Source organism: Halobacteriovoraceae bacterium, from assembly GCA_020635115.1.
Classification (GTDB): domain Bacteria; phylum Bdellovibrionota; class Bacteriovoracia; order Bacteriovoracales; family Bacteriovoracaceae; genus JACKAK01.
On the sequence record JACKAK010000003.1, the window covers coordinates 140,290 to 163,552 of the forward strand.

Here is a 23,263-nt window from a genome sequence, read left to right on the forward strand (position 1 = left end):
AATCACATGTTAAGTAAAAAGTCGGCAAGAACTTTCTTTCTAGTCGGTACTTTTCTGTGTTTTGGTTGTTTTATCCTACTGACCATGGACACTTTGAAAAGAATACCGATTCAAACAAATGAACAGAATTTATCCGAATCAGCAATTCGAGGAAAGCATCTGTTCGATCAGAACAATTGCATGGGGTGTCATACAATTCTTGGAGAAGGAGCATACTACGCCCCTGAGTTAACTAAGGTTTATCAGAGACGTGGTGAAAAATTCATCGAAATGATGCTCACTGATCCTGAGAAGATGTTCCCAGGTAAAAGAAAGATGGTTAAATACAATTTTACTGATCAGGAGAAAAAAGATCTGGTTCAGTTTTTTAAGTGGGTAGGACAAATTGATTTAAATGGTTTCCCACCAAAACCAAATCTAAAGGTTGTATCAGCTCAAGTTTCAAGTCTTCCACCAAATCAACCTCAAATTGTTCAAGATATGTGTATGGCCTGTCATACTCTTAGAGGACAAGGAAGTGTTGAGGGCCCAGGACCAGCGCTTGATGGAATTGGTGCAAAATTTGATGTTGAGTATCTTAGAAATTGGTTGAAAGACCCGGCTTCTGTTAAACAAGATGCAAAAATGCCAAACCTTGAATTAGAACCAGAAGTTATTGAAGAATTAGTAAATTATTTATCAAAAATTAAAAATTAAGGAATACTAACATGAAATATCAATCACAAAAAATAGCATATTGGTTTTTCGCTCTTAGCATGTTGCTTTTTAGTATCCAACTATTGTACGGACTTGTAATGGCCTTTGCTCATATGGGTTATGATGTTCTACACTACTGGATCCCGTTTAACACAGCAAGAGCTGTACATACAAACTGCCTCGTTATGTGGCTTTTATCTGGCTTTATGGGTGCAGCCTATTTCATCATCCCTGATGAATGTGAGAGAGAGCTTATAGCACCAAAAGTTGCTCTCCTACAATTTGTTTCACTTGTTGTTGTTGGAGTAACTGCTCTAATAGGTTTTCATTTTAATTGGTGGGAAGGAAGAAAATTTCTCGAAATTCCTAGACAGCTAGATTTCCTAGTTGTGGTTAATGTGCTTATGTTCATCTATGTAATTGGAGGGACAATTTGGAAGGCAAAAAAATATACAACTACATCTATTGTTCTCTTTTTTGGACTTTTGATGGCCGCATTGCTTTACCTTCCAGGAATGCTTAATACAGACTCTCAAACCATGGATTCTTTCTGGAGATGGTGGGTTGTTCACTTATGGGTTGAAGGTGTTTGGGAATTAATCATGGGAGCAATTCTTTCATACTTACTCATTAAACTTACCGGCGTGGATAGAGAAATTGCAGAGAAATGGCTTTATGTTATTGTTGGGTTTACATTTCTTTCAGGGATATTAGGTACTGGCCATCACTACTATTATATAGGGACTCCAAAATATTGGCTTATGGTCGGAGGTGTCTTCTCTGCTCTTGAACCACTTGCATTTTTAGGTATGGCGATTTATGCACTAAAAATTAAAAGTATGGGCCAGAGAAATCATTCAAATAAAATGGCACTATCTTGGTCTATAGGTTGTGCAATATTATCGTTTGTAGGAGCAGGATTCTTAGGTTTCGCTCATACATTACCACAAGTAAACCTATGGACACATGGAACTCTTGTAACAGCTATGCATGGACACCTTGCTTTTTGGGGAGCATATGCCATGATAGTGATTGCGATAATTACATATGCCCTTCCACAACTTACAGGAAGAAGATTACATGATTCTAAACTCGGTGTTTTTTCATTCTGGAGCTCAAACATAGGAATGATTCTTATGACTATCGCGTTTGGAATTGCAGGTGTTTCTCAAGTTTATTTAGAAAGAAAAAGCGGACTTGAGTTCTTGCAAGTACAAAGTGAGATAGAGATACATTTCTTTGGATTACTCCTTGCCGCGACAGTATTCATAACTGGATGTATATGCTTCATTGTAAACTTTGTTAGACATGGCATCCCTAGAAATGAATTAGTAGGTACAAGTATTTATGAATAACAAAATAGGGGAAGTTTATTATAGGCCAATTAGTTTTGAGCAAGAAATTTTTGACCATTCTAAAAAAAATAAACTTCCTCTTATGCTTAAAGGTCCTACTGGTTGTGGAAAATCTCGCTTTATAGAGTATTGCGCAAATAAAAATCAAAATGAGCTGATCACAGTGTCCTGTAATGAGGACACTTCAGCTTCAGATCTCATTGGTAGGTATATTCTCAAGAATAATGAGGTGGAATGGATTGATGGCCCTGTCTCAAAGGCCGTTAGAAATGGGGCAATCCTCTATCTTGATGAAATCACAGAGGCCAGAGAAGATGTTACTGTACTTATTCACTCCCTTACTGATCATAGAAGAACTCTATTTATTGATAAAACTAATGAAAAGTTGAGGGCCCCTGAGAATTTTCAACTTGTGATTAGCTATAACCCCAAATATCAAAGAGGTTACAAACAACTGAAGCCATCTACGGCCCAGAGATTTGTTGCACTCAATTTTGATTATCCACCAAAGGATATTGAAATAGAAATCGTAGCAAACGAATCTTCTTTAGATCTTTCTGTTGTTAAAAAACTTGTTAATTTTGCTAGGCATATCAGAACATTATCCGAATACAATTTGGCAGAATCAGCGTCTACTAGATTAATAGTGAATGCTGCAAAAATGATTCATTCTGGAGTATCTGAAAGACGAGCAGTAAATGTTTGTATAATAAATCCCCTAAGCGAAGATAATGATATAATAAGCTCTTTAAACGATCTGGCAAACCTGAAATTTTAAAATGAGTTTAGATGAATTAATCTTTAGTTTTCTAAATCAAAAGCTTAAAGGACTTAAAAAAGATCCTTTTAGAAACAACACTCCTTGCTTACTTGAAGATGTTAAACATAGACTTGAGATGTTGGCCTCCATGCTACATCAGAAAAAAATTATGATAATAGGTACGGATGTCCATACATTGTCTCTAATTGATTGTATATTTCTGCCAACAAAATTGAATTTCCATGAAAATGAAATCGACAATTTTCATCACTATAAATATCTCATACTTACTCATTACGAAGCATGTGAGAGAAAACTTTTTATTAAAGAAAATGAAGATTATTTCTTGAAACAAAATGAATTATCAGATGGTATAAGTAAGTTAATTCTAAAAAAGTACTCTAATTTTAGCCAATGGCCTTTTGGGATTGGTCGCTTCCCTGCACCTATATTACCAGAAAATAAAACATCAATATTTCAGGCAAATGAAGCAAAAGAGAGTGAACTCGACATTCAGAGATACGACAAAAAGGAAGAAGTCCAAATAAATACATCTGGAAGACCAGATTATAAAGAGCTAGAGCAAGACGAAGTAAATCCTGTTTTGCATAATTTTGAAAAAGTTAAAACCCTCGATGATTTTTCAGGAGGTAACCGAGATACAGATGGAAATGATGAAGATGTATCACAGGAAGCACTTGATGAGCTAAAACTTGATTCAGTGACTCGCTCAAACACTCCTACAAACACTGTTGTAAAATCTGATGCTATTTTAGAAAATGCAACGATTGTAACATTGGATGAAAATAGTGACCAAAATTATTTCACTTATCCTGAGTGGTTTTACAAAGAGGCCCGCTACAGAGAACGTTGGTGTAGAGTTAAGGAAGTGAAAATGGAGCACAATAACTCGCTCCCTTTCAATTTTGACATTAAGCTGTATAAAAAATGTGAGCATCGCTTTTATTATCTATTCAATGAGAATAAAAAATTTAAAAAACAGCTTGAAGGGCCAGAGATCGATTTAGACGAAGTCATTAGATATCAAGTAGAAAGAAAAGTTTATTTACAAGACTATCCTAGAATTTTCACCAAAGACTACAAAAAAAGTCTTGATGTTGCCTTTTTATTTTTAATAGATACAAGCTTGTCGACAGACTCTTATATAGAGAATAGAAAAGTTCTTGATATGGCACAAAATGTTGGATCTATTTTACTCAAAGTATTCAAAACAATTGAAGATAGAGTTGCGTGCTATTCATTTTACAGTAATACACGTAATCGTTGTGTTGTTGAAGAATTGAAAGGTTTTAATGACTCAACTGAATATGGACTAAAGTCAATTGCGAGCTTAATCCCAAAAGGGTACACAAGAATAGGTGCAGCTCTTAGACATAGTCGTGAAATCTTAAGTAATTGTAAGGCAAAAGAAAAATTTTTAATTGTAATAAGTGATGCGAAACCAACAGACTATGATCAATATGAAGGTGAGCATGGAATAAGAGATGTAAGGAAGGCCGTTCAAGAACTTAGTAAAGATGGAATAAATGGTCATGTTTTTTCTTTCTGTAAATCAAATTTAAGAACAATAACCAAAATCTTTGACAAGCAAAATTTCACATATGTATTCGACGAAGAAAAACTCTTAGAATGCTTTTTTTATTTTCTTGAAAATCAGCTTTAATAGAATTGAATATTTTTTAAAATTCTAATATCTTCTTGGCGAATACTAATGTCCAAATTAACAACCCAATTAGAAACATTAACCCTGCATATCCTAGATGAAAGATAAATGAATTCTCTACAAGCTCAGCACTGGCCCTAGTTAGTGCTGCGAGAATGAAGATAAACCCAATCACTCCATAAGGAAAAACTCTTTTTTCAAGTTCCATATTCGCTTGTTTACTATGGGCCAGGACCACTCTTCCGGCCACAAGAAAAGTCATAAGTGAATATCCTGAAATATAAATAAGGTGTCTAATACTAAGAGCATAGTCAGGAAAAACAACGACTGTCCAAGTTGCAATCATCATAAAACAACAAGATGCTCTAATAATATGACCGTGCCATTTTGACTCACTTGGATCTTCATGAACTCTCCAGTATTTAAATCCGATGAATGCAATGACGATTGATTTAAAAATATAAGCAATAACAATCTTACCAAAAAAATCAAAACTCAGACCAAATATGAAGAGTATACCCATTAAATATAGAGATAACGGTATCGTATCTAAAAAAGAAATAGGTCTTTCATAGATTTGCCTTTGTTTATTTACAATTTGAGTATGTCCTAATATTCCTGGAATGAGCCTTCCTCCAACACCAAATATTAGTGCCATTGGGAGCCCATCATAATAAAGTACCTTTCCTAGTTTACTCGCATTTTCCCATGATAGATTAATAAACAAAGAAGTCGTTACAATAAGAGAACCTATAAGCCCAAGAACTAGACCCAGACCTACAAAGACAAAAGTGTATGGAGGATTAGATTTTCTATTGCGAAAACGTGAAAAAGCAAAGAAAAACAGCTGTAAATGACCAAGAAGGTTTGCAACCCAAAACACTTTTTCTTGATTAAAAATGGTACTTAATACAGCTAAAAATGTTAGAATCACTAGCATTATTATATCTCTTTTTTTTGCAAAATCAGTTTGGGTAAATCTAGGAATTGCTGTTTCTAGAAAGCCTAGAATAGAAAACAATATAAATCCTCCGATGAAAAGCTCAGCATGTCTTGTCCCTGGATATTCCCCGATATCGAAAAGAGCAAAGCCAATCCATAGAATGCATGCATAAAAAGCAAAAAAAAGTGCTACAGGAAAACACAAACGAAAAGGATCTTTACAAACTGAACTCATCATAACTCATTCTCTATTTTTTATACTTACTCATTTAAGGTTATAAATATGACTCATAATACTTCTCATAAAAAATATATGAATTTATTCTTTATATTATGAAATGGCATAAAAAGAACCTTAAATTTTTTAACGATTTTTAATCAAGTAAAAGCACAATGTCTTACATTAAGCAGCATAAAATTACTTTTTTTATTGTCTACCTAAGATAACTAGACGAACTTGATGGCCATAGTCTAGAATGGTCGTACATTTATACACGAAGGGTCATATGTGGATAAATATTTAACAGTAATGGTAATCCCTGAAAGGGAGAAAGGCGTAAAAACTTTTAGAATTCCACGGGTGATATTTCACTCGTTTGTTTTTATTGCAGTAATTTCTGTAATAATGCTTGGTATTCTAGGTTATGACTATTGGAAAATTTTACGCGAAGTTTACGAAAATAAACATCTAACAATAGAAAACCGCCAACTAAAAGATCAGATTCAACTCTTTCAAAGAAAAATAAATACACTCACTGATGACTTAGAAAGAATTCATACTTTTGAAAAAAAATTGAGAATTATTACAGGCCTAGATGAAATGGATCTATCTAGACCTTTGATGGATGATCAAAGACCACCATCACATAATCATTCAGGTGAAGGAGGAGTTGATAGTGAGATCCCAAAAGATGAGGGACACTCATATAATCCAAAACCCAAAAAAAATGATGTCCTAGGGAATCCATTAGAAAAGTTAAATGCCTTTGAAACGCAGGCAGAATATAAGACTTTAGTAAATATATATGAACAAAAAATTGCTTCCGCTTTTGGATTACAAACTTCTTACGCATATACAAAAAAATGGTCAACACTCACAAATCAAAGTTTCTTGCTTGCGAAAGATTTTGCACTCTTTGACTTCCAGTTCAATGAATTAAAATCTGTCTTTAAGGATTTGGAAGTTCAAGTTCATGAGCTAGATCAATTTTTATTAGATAGAGATTCTTTTTTGAAATCTATGCCTACCCTACTACCTTCTAATGGCTGGATCACATCATATTATGGCCCTCGTAAAAACCCCATTTCAGGACGTTTAAAAATGCACGAAGGTTTGGATGTTGGAGCTAAAACAGGAACTCCTATTATAGCTCCTGCCGATGGAATTGTAACCTATTCAGGTAGAAAACCTGGTTTTGGAAATGTTGTCGAGCTGGATCATGGCTACGGACTTGAAACTATATATGCACATGCTAATTCAGTAAAAGTTAAAAAAGGTCAACGCATACAACGCGGTGTAATTGTGGCCACGGTAGGAAACACTGGTTATTCTACAGGCCCTCACTTGCACTATGAAGTTCGTGTCAATGGTACAACTGTCGATCCATTATATTTTATTTTAGATTAAGTTGCTAAGGGGAGAGAATGTTACACATTATTAAAAAAGTTATCGGAACAAAAAACGACAGAGATTTGAAGACCATGAAACCTTTGGTTGTAAAGGTTAATGAACTTGAAGAAATGATGCGAAAAATGAGTGATGAAGAACTTCAAGCTCAAACTCCTAAGCTTAAAAAATTATTACAAGATGGGCAAACTCTGGACAGTATACTTCCGGAAGCGTTTGCAACAGTTAGAGAGGCCTCAAAAAGAGTTTTGGGTATGCGACACTTTGATGTCCAAATTATGGGAGGAATTGTCCTCTATGAGAACAAAATAGCTGAAATGAAAACTGGAGAGGGAAAAACTCTAACGGCCACTCTCCCGTTATATTTACATGGTATTAGTGGAAAAGGTGCTCATCTTGTAACCGTCAATGATTATCTAGCAACTCGTGATGCTGAGGAAATGGGTGTTCTTTACAATTGGCTTGGACTAACAGTAGGAGCGATTGTCAATGATATGAGTGATGAACAAAGACAGGTGGCCTACAAGTCAGACATTACTTATGGAACAAATAATGAATTTGCTTTTGATTATTTGAGAGACAATATGAAATTCACGTTGGAAGATTATGTTCAAAGAGGACATAATTATTGCATCGTAGATGAGGTTGACTCAATTCTTGTTGATGAAGCGAGAACGCCTTTATTGATTTCAGGCCCAAGTGAAGGAAGCTCTGAGCTATATCATGTGGCCAACAGGATTATTCCAAAACTAGAAATTGAGGTTCATTTTAAAGTTGATGAAAAAGCGAGAAATATCACTCTGACCGATGAAGGTGTTGTGAAGATTCAAGACTTGTTAAAGCTAGACAATCTTTACAGTATTCAAAACACAGAGCTTTTACATCATCTAAACCAATCTTTAAAGGCCTGGCATTTATTTAAGATAGACGTTGATTATGTGGTTCGGGATGGCAAGGTCATTATCGTTGATGAATTCACCGGTCGTTTAAAAGAAGGATCTCGCTGGAGTGATGGGCTTCATCAATCAGTTGAGGCAAAAGAAAATGTAGATATTAAGTCTGAGAATCAAACCTTGGCATCTATTACATTTCAGAACTATTTTAAGTTATACGGTGGACTCTCAGGTATGACAGGAACTGCCGAAACAGAAGCTGAGGAATTTAGAAAAATATATAATTTGGATGTAGTTGTAATACCTACAAATTTACCAATAACAAGAATTGATGAAGCTGATGTTATTTATAAGAATAAAAAAGCAAAATATAAGGCCATTTGCCATAAGATCAAAGATCTTCACGAAAAGGGTCAGCCTGTTCTTGTGGGTACAATCTCTATTGATAGTTCTGAAATCATAGCGAGAGAATTGAACAAATGGGCCATTCCTCATGAAGTATTAAATGCCAAACAACATGAAAGAGAGGCCCAGATCGTGGCCAAGGCCGGACAAAAAGGTTCGGTTACCATTGCTACAAATATGGCCGGACGTGGGACAGATATAAAACTCACAGAGGAAACAAAATCCCTTGGAGGGTTGTGTATATTAGGAACAGAAAGGCATGAATCAAGAAGAATTGATAATCAATTAAGAGGTCGTTCAGGAAGACAAGGTGATCCTGGTCTATCAAAGTTTTATTTATCACTTGAAGATGATCTTATGAGGGTATTTGGGAGTGATAGAATTTATAAAGTTATGGACACTTTAGGAATGGAAGAGGATGAGCCTATTGAACATAAAATGATTACAAATGCGATAGCAAAAGCGCAGAAAAAAGTTGAAGGTCATAATTTTGAAATGCGTAAACATCTCTTGGAATACGATAATGTGATGAATGAGCAGAGGCGTGTTATTTACCGAATTCGTCGTGAAATCTTGGGGGATGAGGATAACTGGGGAATAGTGCAAGAGATGACAGAAGATGTCGCAGAAATGCTTGTCGAAAATTACAGGCCTGAGAGAAAAGTACCTATTGAGTCTTGGGATTGGAATGCACTTAGAGAGAATTTCAGGTCAACATTTTTTACGGAAATGGAAATTTCCCCAGAAGAGTGTAACCAGAAATTCAATAGTGAGATTACTGATTATATTTCCACTAAAGCAAAGGAGATTCTTGAAGAAAAATTTTCGAAATACGAAGCAGAACAAATTAAAATTGCGCTTAGGGAGATCCTCCTTTCTGTTTTTGATCATCAATGGAAAGATCATCTTTTAGGAATGGATCATATTAAAGAGGGAATCAATTTAAAAGCTTATGCACAGAAAGATCCGCTCACTGAATACAAGCGTGCTTCGTATCAAGCATTTGAGGACATGAGGATTAGAATAAAAGAAAATATTATCCAAAATATGTTTTCAGTTCAACTTTACACAAGGGAAGAGATTGAGCAAATCAAGGAAATGCGCAGAAAACAACAAGAAGAACTCGATGCACAACTAGAGGCCCATAAAAGAGCACAGAAGTTAAATGAAACCGGGCAAAACGCTCCAGTAAAGCGAACAAGTAAAAAAGTTGGCAGAAACGATTCTTGTCCCTGTGGTTCAGGCAAGAAGTTTAAACACTGTCATGGTAAATAATTTAAGTTCATAATTGTATCAAATGACTTTCATGGTAAAATGAAACGAGAGTCAATTGAGGATGATATATGAGCGATTCTAAGAAAAAAAGAGATCTCACAAGATTAGAGGATATTTCGGATTTTATACATACGAATGATCCTGAAATAGATGCCCAATTAGATTCATATCACAGTTCTGAAGATCTTCCTCAAATGCCTGAAGATGATGATTTTATTGAAGACGAACCTTCGGCACTTCATGAAGAGTTTGGGCAGGCCAGTGAGATCGTAGAAGTGAGTGAATTTTCATCAAATGATGAAGAATATGAGCATGAAGATAATATTGGAGAAGCTCCATGGGATCCAGATGAAAATATAGACTCAACCTCTGAAGTCAATTTAGAGGATGAGTCTTTTGAATCTGAAGATTTATCTGTTTTGCAATCGATTGGAGGTCAGACGGATTCATTTGAAATTCAATCCGGCCAAGAAGAAATGTTTACCTCAATGGCCGAAGATCCTCTTCCAGAAACTCATATCTCTGAAACTGATAATTATGAATCTTTTGAAAATTCACAAGTAGTAGAAGAGATAAATGAACCCGTTGTAGTACCTAAAGAAAATTTCAAAGATTTAGCAGAATTTGGAAAAACAATTTCACCAACTCAAAGTGCTGCTCCTGGGAATCCGCCCTATACTTTACTTATAAAAAATATTTCTTATGAAGAAGAAGGCCAGGAAATTTTAAGAATTCTTAGTGAATTTGGAGTATTAGATCAAGACAACCGATCGACTTTTGAAAAAAGTATTGAAACAGGTAATGTCATTGTGTCTCAATTGGGTGAATATCTGGCCGTTCAAATTTGTCATAAACTGAGAAACAATACATTTGATATAGAAATGGGACTATCTGAAAAAATTCATCCTTCAGACTTATATAGTGGAGAAGAAAGAGGACTTGTTCATCGAGGAAATATTCGACAAAACAAGGAATTGCATTTCTATAAAAGGCCAAAAGAATTTGTTATCGAAGACGTTCAACTTACAACGACTCCAAATTTAGAGAATAAAAACATAGTTGAATATCTTGGTGTTATTACTGAACATGAGTTAGTGCATGAACATGAACTTTATCAAGATAAAAATTTAAGTGAAAATGAATTTGAAATTACAAATATTACTAGAGAAATTAAAGAATTATTATCTGACGATGAAATAGCTGAGTCAACGCTGGCCGGACGTTATCAAGGAACTCTCGCTGAAATTTACGAAGGATTGACATATAAACTAAGACAAAAGGCCTATGAATTAGGGGCCACGGCCGTTGTGAATATTAATTTTCAATTAACACCTTTAAGTGCACTTCAAGCTATTCAGAGTATTGATTCAAAAGAGTCTCGCTATAAAATAACTTGTACAGGCAACGCCGTTCTGGCCAAAAACCCTGAAGATTGATAGAAGAAACATATGCAAAATAGATTTTCTGAAATTGATAATTATTACGATGTACTCATTGTAGGTGGTGGAATCACAGGAGCTGGTCTTTTGAGAGATCTCTCCATGCATAATATGAATTGCCTTTTGATTGATAAATTTGATTTTTCTTCTCAAACATCCCAAAGTAGTTCGAAGATGTTGCATGGTGGAATTCGATATTTAGAAAATTTTGATTTTAAGTTGGTTTGGGAGGCACTACATGAAAAAAATTTGTGGCTAAAACTAACCCCTCATCTGACAGAGGAGCGCCCTTTTTATTTTCCAGTTTATAATAATTCAAAACGTCCGTTTTGGATGTTAAGAATAGGCTTTTTCTTATATGACCTTTTAAGTGGTTTTAAAAATTCCCCACATAGAATTTTAAATCCAAATGAGGCAATAAATGAAGTGCCTGGCCTAAAGTTTGATGGATTAAGTGGTTGTGGAGTTTACTATGACGCTGTTATGGATGATGCTCAACTCACTTTGGCCGTTATATTTGATGCACTAACTCACAAAAATTGTCAGGCAAGAAACTACACTGAACTATTCAAAGTAGAAGTAGGAGAAGATTTTCTCAATACATGTACGATTCGTGATACTTTAGAGGGCCAAGAAAAAACGATTACTTGTAAATATATCATTTATGCATTAGGCCCTTTCACGGATATTGTTCTTAGAAAACTGTACAATTCTAAAACCTATCATTGGCCCTCAAAGATTCTTCCATCAGGTGGAACTCACATCTGGATCCAAGACACTTCTCTTGAAATTGAAAATCCTATGTTGCTCCAAACCAAAGATAATAGGGTTGTTTTTGTCGTCCCACAAAAAGGAAAAATTTTAGTTGGAACAACAGAAAGAAAAATTCATGGGGATTTCTTTAATCTTAAGGCCACTGATGAAGAGGTCGAATATTTGCTAAAAACAGTAAATGAATATTTTCCAAATGCGAATTTGAACCGCTCTGATGTTCTTTCATCATTTGCGGGCGTACGTCCATTGGTCATAGATGATTCGAGTGCAACACTTGGAAAGACCGCCAGAGAACATAAGGTCTTTCAGATTAATAAAAACACATTTGTGATTGCAGGTGGAAAATACACAACCTTCAGAGTAATGGCCCAAGGAATAACCAGAGCAATTGTTAATTCAGTAGGTGGAAGGTATAATTCTCGATTGACGGAATCCCCATTACACAGGACATGTTTATACAATTCGTTCTCTGGCCATGAAATAACCCAGGAGCTTGTATTTAAAATCGTAGAAGAGGAAAAAGTAAGAACTTTTGAAGACTTAGTTTATAGAAGACTCTCAATTCCCAGTAAAGAACACTGGCCATTATTTGAAAATTTTGATGATTTTTTCTTACGACTTCTACCTGAGTTGGAAAAAAAGATACTCATCACCAAAGAAGATATTCTTAACTACACTCATTATTAGGTCGGATTAATCTAATTTTTCAAGAGTATAGTTTCTCGTATTATTATCTTGGATTTCAATAGAGAGTTGATAAAATTTGAATTCAAAATCCAACTCACGAGAAAGATGATTTACAAATTTTTTTCCCCACTCCACGATAAAGTATTTTTTATTTTCTAAATAAAGTGGAAGTTCTAGATGAATGATATCTTCAGGTGATTCAAGACGGTAAAAATCAGCATGTAAGATTTCATTATAATCATTTATCACTGAATATGTTGGAGAGGTCACTTCAACATCTTTGCCGGCAACAAAAATCTTAGTAAATGTAGTTTTACCGGCGCCTACATCTCCTTCAAGAAAAAGCACACAAGGAGTGTCAACATGCTCGCCAACCTCCTTGGCCACTAATAAAATGTCTTCTCTATCAACTTTTTTCCATGTTCTAATGATGCTCATGAGACGTTCCTGTCGAGTTTCTTAAAAACCTTTGGTAATTTTGCAATTAGATCTGTTGCTTGCATGCAATACTCGCCTTTTTTATGTGCGGCCAATCTTGCGGCCAGTGAATGTATAAATACTCCCAATGAAAGAACATCAGATAAAATATACGTTTCCTTTTTGGCCTCAAATTGACTTATAAGAGATCCAAGAATACCGCATAATGTATCTCCGCTTCCTCCCTTGGCCAAGGCACTATTTGCACAAAAATTGACAAAAATTATTCCATCTTTGGGTCGAATCAACACAGTTGCAGTATCTTTGAGAATTATATTTACCTTATCGATTTCTTTTAACTTATTTATAGAATCTAGTGTATTTTTTGAAATTTCATCTTTGCTTAGTCCACTTAGTTTTGCAAATTCACCCACGTGAGGAGTTAGGATGACTTCTCCAGGGTAATGAGTCAGAGTGTTCCAAAGATTATTATCTTCAGAAAGAGTGTTCAGAGCATCAGCATCAAATAGTATGGGACATTTGAATTTGCTAAGAATATTTTCGATAAGCAAAATATTTGATTTAAAATTTTGTCCCAAACCAGGGCCAATAATAATAGTTGAAAAATTCATTGATTCGTTTATGCGTTCTAAATCAATACACATCGCCTCTATGGGTAGTTTTGATTGAAGAGTGTGTAAAAGTTCTTTTTGAACAGCGACAGTTACTAAACCTACTCCACTTCTTAAAGCGGCCTGAGCGCACAAGCATGAGGCCCCAAGCATCTCAAGTTGCCCTCCAATGATAAGGAGATGTCCAAAATTATTTTTATGAGCAAAGGGATTTCTTTTTGGAATCACTGAAGACATTTCATGTTCTGTAATAAAATTGATATTGGTTAATTTATCATAATGAGGAAAGCGTGCATTTATTACTTCTATATGTTTGGAATGAAATTTTCCATCATTTATAAATAACCCAATTTTGGGAAATCCAATAGTAAAAGTTGTATCAGCTTTAAAAGCGATTTGATTTATTTCACCAGTATCAGCATCGACTCCTGATGGAATATCAATGGCAATTAGTTTATGCTGACTTTCGTTTAAAGTTTTGGCCAAGATTTGCAAATCTTTTGGTAGAGGTTTATTGGAACCGGTACCAAATATTGAATCTATAATGAGATATTTATGATCAGGCTTTCTTAATAAATCATTAAGAGCACTCATGTTTTTATCTTTTAAAAATTTAACTCCCAGGTCTTCACACATTTTAATTTGTTTTTGTAAATGTGCCTTTGGACTTTTATCCGGAAACATTCTAAAAACACTCACATCAAATTTGAAATGATGCAGATATCTTGCAATTGATAATCCATCTGATCCATTATTACCAGGTCCCATGAGTACAATAACTTCACTCATATTTTTAAGGAATTTCTTTTTGATAATTTTTGAAACTTCGAAACCAATGTTTTCTATAACATCATCTTCGCTTAGAAAACCTTTAGCAAATAAATCTTGTTCAAAAGTAATCATTTCCTGTTTGCTTAAAACTTTCATCTTAAACCTAGCTCAGTTCACTTTTTACCAATTCATAAAGCTTATCCACAGCTTCCTGAACTTTAACTTCGTCATCTCCTTCGGCCATTATTCTAAGTTTATTTTCAGTTCCTGAATAACGAAGTAATACCCTACTTTTTTGGCCAAGTTGATTTTCAACATCAACAATCATTTTGCGAACTGTTGGTAAATCTGAGAGCGGAATTTTTTCTTTAACGTTCACATTTTTTAGTATTTGAGGATACAATTTAAATTCACCACATAAGTCTGATAAACTTTTGCCATAAAATTTAATGGCCTCAATAACTTTCAGGGCAGCAAGTAGACCATCTCCAGTAGTACTATAGTTTGAAAAAATAATGTGACCTGATGGTTCTCCTCCAAGTACATTTCCACACTCTTGCATTCTTTCAATTATATATCTATCACCAACTTTTGCTCTATATAAATTAAGTCCAAGGGCATTTAAGTATTTTTCAAGACCTAGATTAGTCATAATCGTACCTACAACTTCATCTCCTTGTTTCAAAATTCCCTTATCTAAAAGGAGTTTTGCAAATAAACCGATGAGATGATCTCCCTCAACAACTTGTCCCTTATTGTCACAAACGATCAACCTATCGGCATCCCCATCAAAACAAAATCCTAAATCAGAATTTGTTTCAATCACTTTTAATGCAGCATTCTGAGGATACAAGGCCCCACATTTATCATTAATGTTTTTACCATTTGGTCGAACACCTAAGCTAAAGATTCTTGCTCCAAGTTCTGAGAAAACCATTGGGGCAACTTTATAAGAAGCACCATGTGCGCAATCAATAACGAGTTTCATTCCACTCAGTTCATACGAAGAATCAAACGTTGATTTAACATGAACATTATACCTTCCAATAACTTCATCTAATCTTTTTGCGTTTCCAAGTTTCTCCCCCTCAACAATACCAATGCACTCTGGATTGAGAATCATTTGCTCGAGTGTCTCCTCAATATCATCAGAAAGTTTAAGTCCATTTTTATCAAAGATTTTTATTCCATTATCATAATAGGGATTATGAGAGGCCGAAATCATCACCCCAGCATTGGCCCGCATTGATTTTGTGATAAAGGCAACGGCCGGAGTTGGTAAGGGGCCGGTAAGTACAACTTTTCCCCCCTGTGAAAGAACTCCAGCTGAAAAAGCTTGTTCTAGCATATAACAACTTAAACGAGTGTCTTTACCTAATATAATCAATGGGTGTTCTTTTCCTTTAATATGGTCCTTAAAATATTGTGTTACGGCCCGACCTAAATTCATGGCCATGTGTGCGGTCATTGGATAGACATTGGCCTTGCCACGCATCCCATCTGTCCCAAATAATGTTCTCGACATCAATAAACCTTCATTTTGAGTAGTTTTTTATAGGTTTACCATAATATATTCAGGGTGAATCTGTAAAAGATGAATCTCTTTGGGAAGCTTGGCCTTGAGTTTTATTCTGGCCTTTCCGTGAAGATTGTCAGGAATCTCCGCTACTATCTGGACCTGGTCGCTTTTGAGAATATAATCCTTGTTTGGAACCAAAACAGAAATTGAAGCAAATTTCGCTTCAGAAGTGAAATTACGCTGTGTTCCTAAAAAATAGATCGGAAGCTTATCTAAGCGATAATTTGATTTTGTTGGACGTATTTTAAATTCAAAAAAAACTTTCTCCTCTGATTCAAAACTTATCGTCTCACTTAAATCAGGAAAATCTAACTCTACTTTGCCAGATTCCTGAAAACCTGTGACATCTACAATTTGAGATTCTAAAAATTTGATTTTCTTAAGCGTTTTTTTAGGCCCTGTTACCCAAACTTTATCTGGATTTACTCTAGAATTCACAAATTCATAATTTTTACCAAGTTTACCAGCAGTATTTACTTTGAGTTCAACCAATTTTCGGATTTTTTTGTCAACAGAGATGTCAATAAAAGGCGGACTCATGCCTACGACTTGTACTCCAAAAGGTAAATTAAGCATACTTGAATTGTATTGAATGCGATAATTGTTCTTACTACTCTGCTCCATAGACTCTAGATTCACAATGATTTTTTGGTTTTGCAATGTAGTGGCATTTAAAAAAGCTCTTGGACCTCTTAAGGTGAAGTAAAGATGAAGAGGTATTTCACTTACAATCGCCTGATTTTTAGGAGGATAAACCAAGAACTTAACTTGCTGTCCCTGTTCGATTGGTTCTGAATTTATAACATGAAACCATATTAAAAAACTTGTAAAGACTGAAATAAATTTTAATCCTACTCTCTTGTAAAGTTTTATTTTTATGGCCATCTTTTATTTCCCGGCCATAAGTTGTTTTTTGATAACTTTGCTATTTTTTTTATTTCTCGAAAGAATTGATTTTAACCTATTAAACAGAAGAGATAATTCTTCGTAAACTTCCCTCTCTCCATTTTTCCATAGAGATATCGTTCCTTTTTCTTCACTTACAGTAAGTATAAGAGCGTCGGTGAGTTCACTCAATCCTAAGGCCGCCCTATGCCTTGTTCCTAGGTTACGATCTATTCCTAAACTATTTGATAAAGGTAAAAAACATCCAGCTGCAGCAATCTTGCCACCAGAGACAATAATTGCTCCATCATGCAGGGCCGACTTTGATTGAAATATTGAATAAATCAGATCAGAGTGTAAATTGGAATTAAGTTTAGTTCCAGAGCGGATAAAATTTAAGAGTCCTTGATGATTCTCAATTACGATGATTGCCCCTATTTTTTCTCGGGAAAGCAATCTTAAAGACTCTATAATTTCAGTGAGCTCGACTATTGTTTCATCCTTTTTTGCATTATCAAACATATGGCCACCAGAACCAAATTTAGCAAGCGCAGCTTTGAACTCTTCCTGAAAAATAATGATAAGCAATATCAGAAAAGAAGAAAACAGATGATCGAGGAGCCAGTTTAATGCAAAAAGATCATAGGTAATTCCAATCCAATAGAGTGCTGATAATACAGCAACTCCAACTAATACCTGAACTGCTCTCGTTCCTCTAATGATGGATAGGATCTGGTAAAAAAGCACACTTACAATAAAGATATCGATGAGATCTTTGATGGTAAATTGATTAAAGAGTGTGGAGAAATATTCCACTTCTTCGGCCCCTTTATATTGAAATTAAGCGGCCTTCTTCTGTCCATTGATAAGGGTGAGAGTCGCCACTTTAGGTTCATTATTTGTATTAGATAAACTATCTAAGATTTCTTGGCTATAGAGGAGTTTTTTACGCAGAGCTTCTCGACTAATCCCCATTTCCTTGGCGGCCTTAGATTTATTTCCATTATTGCGTTTGATTTCTCCAATAATCATTTCACGTTCAACAATGGCCAGTCTATCTTTTAATGCTACATTGAAATCACTCACAAAGGGAAGATCTCCAAATATTCTTTTTTTCACATCGGTATCAAGCAGTGGCGCAGCAGAATTTTCCATTTCAACTTCTGTGATAACATGAGTTTTGGGATTATAGAGAACAGCACGCTCTACACATCTTTTAAGTTCTTTAATATTTAATGGCCAGTCATAATTCATAAGGTTTTGCATTGCTTTTTCAGAGAAGCTTTTGAGAAGTAGTCCCTCTCTTTTACATTCGGCCTTCAAAAAATAGTCTACTAAAAGTGGAACATCATCTTGTCTTCTTCTTAAAGGTTCAATATGGACATAGGCCCGGTAAAACATTTCAAAAAGTTCAGAATGATAATTTCCCTCATCAACTTCTTCTCCTAAATCGACACTTGTTGTACCTATTGTTCTAGCATCAAATGTATAAACAGCTCCCTCTACTCTTGAGTTAGTAAGTTGTTTAAAAAGTTTAGATTGGAAAGCATCACTAAGTTTTTCAATATTTTTAAGTACAACTGTTCCACCACGACTCTTCAAAAATACATTTTCTTCTTCGTTAATAGAAAAGAGTTTCATTTGTAGTGTTTCGATATCTTTATCTCCACAGTTTACTATTTCACATCGATTAAGTCCTCTTTTGCCTTCTTCATGTAAAATAATAGAATATAAAGTTTTTCCAACACCTGATTCACCAGAAACTAATACAGGCTCATCTAAATCTTTCATTTTTATGATTGTATTTCTAAGATGCGAAATATGGGACGTTCTTCCAATAATGACATGCTTTCGATCAGAAGGAGCGGAAAATCTTCTAATCTGAGATTTTTCAGACATTGGGTTATAGTCATGAAAAACACATGAAAAGACAAGTGCCATTACTTTCATTGTTTTTTCATCTTCGACATTAAATCTATCGTCATTTTTCTTATTCAATACTTCTATGACTCCTATAATTTTCTCTTCTCTGTTTTGAATTGGATAACAAATGATTGACCTGGTTTCGAATCCTAGTTTTTTATCAAAAGCATTGTTAAAACGAGATCTATCTTGTGAAATATCAATATTTAAAGCAACACCAGTCGTAAAAACCGAACCTGCAATTCCTAAACGATAGTCAAACTTAAGTGAATCTTTTTCTACTCCCATGGCAGATATCGCCTCAAGTTCATTACTATCTGGATTTATCAAAAAGATTGAGGCCCTTGTGGCATTTAATATTCTCACCACTTCCTCAACCATATTATCTAGAAAGCCCTCTTTATTTCCAAAATTTGTAATATCTTTAAAAAGGGACAATAGCAAAGAGAACATTTCAAAACCATCTGAGGCCTTTGTATATTTTTCTTTAAGAGCTGATTGAATGAGACATTCTTTAAGTCTTTCTGGAGAAAAACTCATAATATAGGCCTGTAAGAATTTTGAAAGTTTTTTATCTTCGTCTAATTCTACTCCATAAATAATTTCTTCATCATCCACACTTTGTGAAAATGATCTAACGACAATTCCTGATAGCTCAATTTGATGTTTTCTAAAATTCAGTGAAATTGTGAGATCACTTCCCACGGATAATCTAGATTTTGTAGAAAAACCCAATCCGGTAACAGAAATATCTACTAAAGTTGCATCTTCAACATACTCTGACTTATTGTAGCTTTCATCAAATTGCACAAGAAATCGTAAATCGTCCCCCTTTTCCACAGGGATTCTAAAGGACTGGAAGAATTTGAATTCTGAAAAGCTTGCCAGCATACTTGACTCCTATCAGTAATTTACATCTGTTAATCGACAGAAATTGTTAGCAACTTTAGAGTTGTGCCAAAAAAAAGTGTCGGCCCTAAAATAGGCGGTTTTATCTAAGTATAAGTAATTACGACAAATTATCTTTTTACCCTAAAGGTGTATGGCCTTCAAGACGATAGTTTGATATACCTAACTATAGGATTATATAGCAAATAGGAGTCTTAAATGTATATTTGCGTTTGTAAAAGCATCACGGAAGAAATGCTTGAGAAGGCCATCAAGCAATCAAATAATCCAACTGAAGCTCTCAAGAGATTGGGAGTTGGAGATGACTGCGGAATATGTTTGTATGAACATACAGTTTTAAAACAGGCAGCGAAGGATCAAAAAAAACCGAAATGAGTTCTATTTATAAACTAATTCGCCTCTTCTTTTTTTAAGTTTGCCAGATATTTTATTAGGTATATGAAAATATTCGTAGCGGATATATTTCAGGGCAAAGGGCCCAAAATTAAAATGAATTGGAATTTGGTACATTTCATTTACATCAACCAAGAAATATTCTCCCTTGTAATTAGATAATTGAACTAGTAGTTCATCGACGAGAAGATCTGAAATATCACCGTGCCATGGTTTAATTAAGAACTTATTATGTACTTCTTTTAGGGCATCTTCTATCTTGATTTTTAATCTCCACCTTACATAGGGCATGTTTTGCTTTTTTGGATCTCGGCCAGTGATGGCCAGTCTTACCCATTTTAAAAACGGTCTTGAAATATTCAAATTAAAATACGCACCAACTTTGCCAGCAAGTTGGGAAATTCTATCGAACTCACCCATATTTATATCAAAGTGAACTGAGAAATTACTTTTACTTCGATCAAAATAAAATTTTCGGTCGACAACTTCTATACTGAGTGGCTCTTCAAAGTAGAGATCTCTCGAATAAAAATCATTCTGATCTTTGGCCCATCTGTCCCAAAGAGTGTCTAGATTTGCTCTGGCCAAATTATCTCCCTCACTGTAGCTAGACATTCGTAAGAAAAAATTTGGTACGGCCGTAATAAGAGACACAAAGTGCGAGGTGTTCAAATACATCTCTTCAAATGAGTATGATTTGGCAATATTAGCAAGTTCAGCAGGCATGGTTTTATACCGAAAATCAGCAACTCTAAATTCAGAACAGTATAGTCTTGATAAGTCATCTTTAACACTTATTGATCCTAATGATCTGATGAAGTTTTTATCGAAATTGAGCTGGTCAACTTTTCGGCAAATTAAATTTTCGCAATTAACTTTTACAGTATTTTCATCTTTGATTAAAAAATTCTCATTAGTTTTTTCGTTCCAATAGTATTGATTAGAACTCATTTGATTTATTACTAATGACATTATAAATGGATCACGTAAATACATACTCATCAATCGATAATTTTCTGTACTTAAACCCCATGAACACATATTTCTAAAGATATCTACAGTATAGAGAAATTCTCGTTCCATCCATTTTTCTTCAGAAATAAATTTATCTAGTTTTGGAGAAAGAAAAGGATCATTTTTAATCGAAGGAAGTTTGTAAAAATCATTATCATTAACAGAGTCGTAGTATGATAGCATGTTTTTTTTTAGTTGGTCTATTGAGATCACAGTAATATTTTGAGAACATTTATTTGAGATAAGATCATTTACGAGATTTTCATATTCACTTTTTGAAAACTTAAAATAATCAGCGTATTTTGCTATCGCCTTAGTGGAGAAGTCTAGCCCAATCCACTGTAAGGCCGATGCGGTGGCCCTCGCAACCTGGCTTTTATGCCATGAACTAGTATATTCAATTTCTCTGGCATCTTTGCAATAGTTCTTAAGAGTTATGCCTTGCTGGACGAGAGATCTGAGGTAGGCCACTCTTCTTCGTTTGTCTAAATTTTTAGAGAAGTCTTCAATTCGCTCAACATTTCTAAAAATATAGTTAACAGGATCTCTTTTTCTTTCTTCTTCAAACTGTGCTATGTCACCCAAGAGGAGACTCTCAACCGGAACAAGTGAGTACGCATGATTAATAATTATCAACAATAATAAAGTGGTTAATTTTGCCGTTCCTATCATTTAAATGACTCCTTTAAAAACTATCGGTAAAAGTACCGATAGAGTTAGTATGAATTCAGTATTCTTAATATTGCTGCAAATTTTACCAGGCCTAGTTTTTGGGGCAACTCCCTATGTCACAAAAAAAGATATAATTCGAGAAAAAATAGCAAAAGATAAAAGAAAAAAAATTATTAGAAGAAAGTCTTGGACGATGATGACCGAGGATGAAATTATTGAATTTCTAAACAAACAAGAAAGAGATTTAAAAAAATCGGAATTAGATAAATTTGATGATGCCAAAAAATTAATTTTATCAGGAGATACTAAAAGAGCTCTCTATATTCTTGATCGAATAGATGAATATAAAAGTTCATTTTCTATAGTTAAGAAACGATATATTGCCCTCATACATTTTATAAATGGGGACTATGAACTATCCTATGATATTTTAGATCGAAAAGAATTCTTGAGAGAGAACTATTTTGCTCAAATTTGTCAATTGCAAATGCTTAATAAGCTCATCCTTAATAAAAAAGAAGATTTTGTTATCTATTTTAAAAAATGTCTTACCATTACTGAAAAATATTCTTCTAACGATCAACTTTGGTTTAGAAATCTTAAAGAAATCTTCATGAAAAATCGTGATATACTCTCGGCCACCTCTGTTAATATTTTCAACTCAAATTTCACCACACTTGATAGTATAAGAATATGGTTTAAATTCGGGCTCTATCTGAATAAATATAATATCCTTGCAAAACTAATTCCTAGTTTACCAGCAGAGGCCTACCAGTCAAATAAGATTAGAGAAATGATTGCCTTGGTTTATTATCATATAAAAGATTTTGATCGTGCTTTGAGTTTTGTTGAAGATCTTGACGGGCCAAACGCTGAAAATATAAAAGGTGCAATTAACTTGATTAGAGGTAAATATGAAATGGCCTACGGACATTTTCAGTTAGCTCTTAAAAGTAAAAGAAATTCATTAAATGCACTTGAAAGATCAGTTCCACTAGCTTGGCAATTGGACAAATGGAATGATGGGCTAGAACTCTTAAAGAGAAAAACACAAGAACACATTAACCAAAGAGCTAAACTCTCGCTCATTGCGGCCTTTAAAATTCGCAAAGAGGATTATAAGGCCGCGATCGAAGATCTAAATTACTTACTCGAGCTTTTTCGGAACACTCCTCCTTTTGAAGTAGATATGATGTTTGCTTTTATTTCAATATTGAAAGGTGAAAAAGATAAATTTTTCAAATATGCAGATAAAACTTGTAAGCAATATGATGGATTGAGTTGTTGGTTACTCATGGAAAATGAGAGGTGGGAAAATCTTGGAAAAACGTTTAAAAGAACAGACAAAGTTTGGGATAGTAAAAGAACTGTTGGTGATTTAAAAACTGAAAAAGAAGTTAAACCCATTTTGGAGGCCCAACTTATAGACCAAAGAGATATTGAAGAATTGGACAGTGATACAGTAAATCAAAGAATTCGTCATAGCGATTTTAACAACTTCATCCCACCAAATAAAATCGATGAATAAAAA

Annotated in this window: 18 protein-coding genes; 10 read left to right on the top strand and 8 right to left on the bottom strand. The window is 34.5% G+C overall.

Going from position 1 to position 23,263, the window contains the following annotated elements; genetic code table 11:
* Positions 1–6: 6 nt before the first annotated feature.
* From H6622_05205 to H6622_05220, 4 genes are read left to right on the top strand one after another with little or no spacing between them, the layout of a single operon-like run.
* Positions 7–696 (top strand): cytochrome c, encoded by a 690-nt coding sequence (locus tag H6622_05205; GenBank protein MCB9060896.1) that lies wholly within the window; start codon positions 7–9, stop codon positions 694–696.
* 11 nt (positions 697–707) lie between these two features.
* Entirely contained in the window at positions 708–2,051 is a 1,344-nt protein-coding gene (locus H6622_05210) for a cbb3-type cytochrome c oxidase subunit I (GenBank protein MCB9060897.1), read from the top strand.
* Positions 2,044–2,829 carry a CbbQ/NirQ/NorQ/GpvN family protein gene (locus tag H6622_05215; GenBank protein MCB9060898.1) on the top strand — a complete coding sequence of 262 codons (786 nt, stop codon included), beginning with the start codon at positions 2,044–2,046 and terminating at the stop codon, positions 2,827–2,829. Before H6622_05210 ends, H6622_05215 begins: the two co-directional genes overlap by 8 nt.
* 1 nt (position 2,830) lies before the next feature.
* Positions 2,831–4,495 carry a VWA domain-containing protein gene (locus H6622_05220; protein ID MCB9060899.1) on the top strand — a complete coding sequence of 555 codons (1,665 nt, stop codon included), beginning with the start codon at positions 2,831–2,833 and terminating at the stop codon, positions 4,493–4,495.
* 16 nt (positions 4,496–4,511) lie between these two features.
* On the opposite strand, the gene H6622_05225 is transcribed toward H6622_05220, so the two are convergent.
* The gene (locus H6622_05225; GenBank protein MCB9060900.1) at positions 4,512–5,672 is read right to left on the bottom strand and encodes an NnrS family protein; all 1,161 of its coding nucleotides are present in this window, start codon (positions 5,670–5,672) and stop codon (positions 4,512–4,514) included.
* A gap of 273 nt (positions 5,673–5,945) precedes the next feature.
* On the opposite strand from H6622_05225, the gene H6622_05230 reads away from it, so the two are divergent.
* The 4 genes from H6622_05230 (at position 5,946) to H6622_05245 (ending at position 12,537) form a co-directional block, all read left to right on the top strand.
* Positions 5,946–7,064 carry a M23 family metallopeptidase gene (locus tag H6622_05230; protein ID MCB9060901.1) on the top strand — a complete coding sequence of 373 codons (1,119 nt, stop codon included), beginning with the start codon at positions 5,946–5,948 and terminating at the stop codon, positions 7,062–7,064.
* A 17-nt stretch (positions 7,065–7,081) separates the two neighbouring features.
* Positions 7,082–9,637 (top strand): preprotein translocase subunit SecA, encoded by a 2,556-nt coding sequence (gene secA, locus H6622_05235; protein ID MCB9060902.1) that lies wholly within the window; start codon positions 7,082–7,084, stop codon positions 9,635–9,637.
* 68 nt (positions 9,638–9,705) lie between these two features.
* The gene (locus tag H6622_05240; protein MCB9060903.1) at positions 9,706–11,073 is read left to right on the top strand and encodes a hypothetical protein; all 1,368 of its coding nucleotides are present in this window, start codon (positions 9,706–9,708) and stop codon (positions 11,071–11,073) included.
* Between the two features lie 12 nt (positions 11,074–11,085).
* On the top strand, positions 11,086–12,537 hold the full coding sequence (locus H6622_05245) for a glycerol-3-phosphate dehydrogenase/oxidase (GenBank protein MCB9060904.1): 1,452 nt from the start codon (positions 11,086–11,088) through the stop codon (positions 12,535–12,537).
* A 6-nt stretch (positions 12,538–12,543) separates the two neighbouring features.
* On the opposite strand, the gene tsaE is transcribed toward H6622_05245, so the two are convergent.
* The 6 genes from tsaE to H6622_05275 are packed head-to-tail and all read right to left on the bottom strand — an operon-like array spanning position 12,544 to position 19,635.
* Positions 12,544–12,975 (bottom strand): tRNA (adenosine(37)-N6)-threonylcarbamoyltransferase complex ATPase subunit type 1 TsaE, encoded by a 432-nt coding sequence (gene tsaE / locus H6622_05250; GenBank protein MCB9060905.1) that lies wholly within the window; start codon positions 12,973–12,975, stop codon positions 12,544–12,546.
* Entirely contained in the window at positions 12,972–14,513 is a 1,542-nt protein-coding gene (locus H6622_05255) for an NAD(P)H-hydrate dehydratase (protein MCB9060906.1), read from the bottom strand. The genes tsaE and H6622_05255 overlap by 4 nt, the downstream gene beginning before the upstream one ends.
* A gap of 7 nt (positions 14,514–14,520) precedes the next feature.
* Positions 14,521–15,882, bottom strand: a complete 1,362-nt coding sequence (gene glmM, locus H6622_05260) for a phosphoglucosamine mutase (GenBank protein MCB9060907.1) — start codon at positions 15,880–15,882, stop codon at positions 14,521–14,523.
* A 27-nt stretch (positions 15,883–15,909) separates the two neighbouring features.
* Positions 15,910–16,821, bottom strand: a complete 912-nt coding sequence (locus tag H6622_05265) for a YbbR-like domain-containing protein (protein MCB9060908.1) — start codon at positions 16,819–16,821, stop codon at positions 15,910–15,912.
* Between the two features lie 3 nt (positions 16,822–16,824).
* The gene (locus tag H6622_05270; protein ID MCB9060909.1) at positions 16,825–17,637 is read right to left on the bottom strand and encodes a TIGR00159 family protein; all 813 of its coding nucleotides are present in this window, start codon (positions 17,635–17,637) and stop codon (positions 16,825–16,827) included.
* Positions 17,638–17,661: 24 nt separating this feature from the next.
* A complete protein-coding gene (locus H6622_05275; protein MCB9060910.1) occupies positions 17,662–19,635 on the bottom strand; it encodes a sigma 54-interacting transcriptional regulator in 1,974 nt (657 codons plus the stop codon).
* Between the two features lie 216 nt (positions 19,636–19,851).
* Here H6622_05275 and H6622_05280 point away from each other — a divergent pair, with 216 nt between their 5' ends.
* Positions 19,852–20,028, top strand: a complete 177-nt coding sequence (locus tag H6622_05280) for a (2Fe-2S)-binding protein (GenBank protein ID MCB9060911.1) — start codon at positions 19,852–19,854, stop codon at positions 20,026–20,028.
* A 3-nt stretch (positions 20,029–20,031) separates the two neighbouring features.
* On the opposite strand, the gene H6622_05285 is transcribed toward H6622_05280, so the two are convergent.
* The gene (locus tag H6622_05285) at positions 20,032–21,732 is read right to left on the bottom strand and encodes a hypothetical protein (protein ID MCB9060912.1); all 1,701 of its coding nucleotides are present in this window, start codon (positions 21,730–21,732) and stop codon (positions 20,032–20,034) included.
* Between the two features lie 49 nt (positions 21,733–21,781).
* Here H6622_05285 and H6622_05290 point away from each other — a divergent pair, with 49 nt between their 5' ends.
* Positions 21,782–23,260, top strand: a complete 1,479-nt coding sequence (locus tag H6622_05290; GenBank protein ID MCB9060913.1) for a hypothetical protein — start codon at positions 21,782–21,784, stop codon at positions 23,258–23,260.
* Positions 23,261–23,263: the final 3 nt, after the last annotated feature.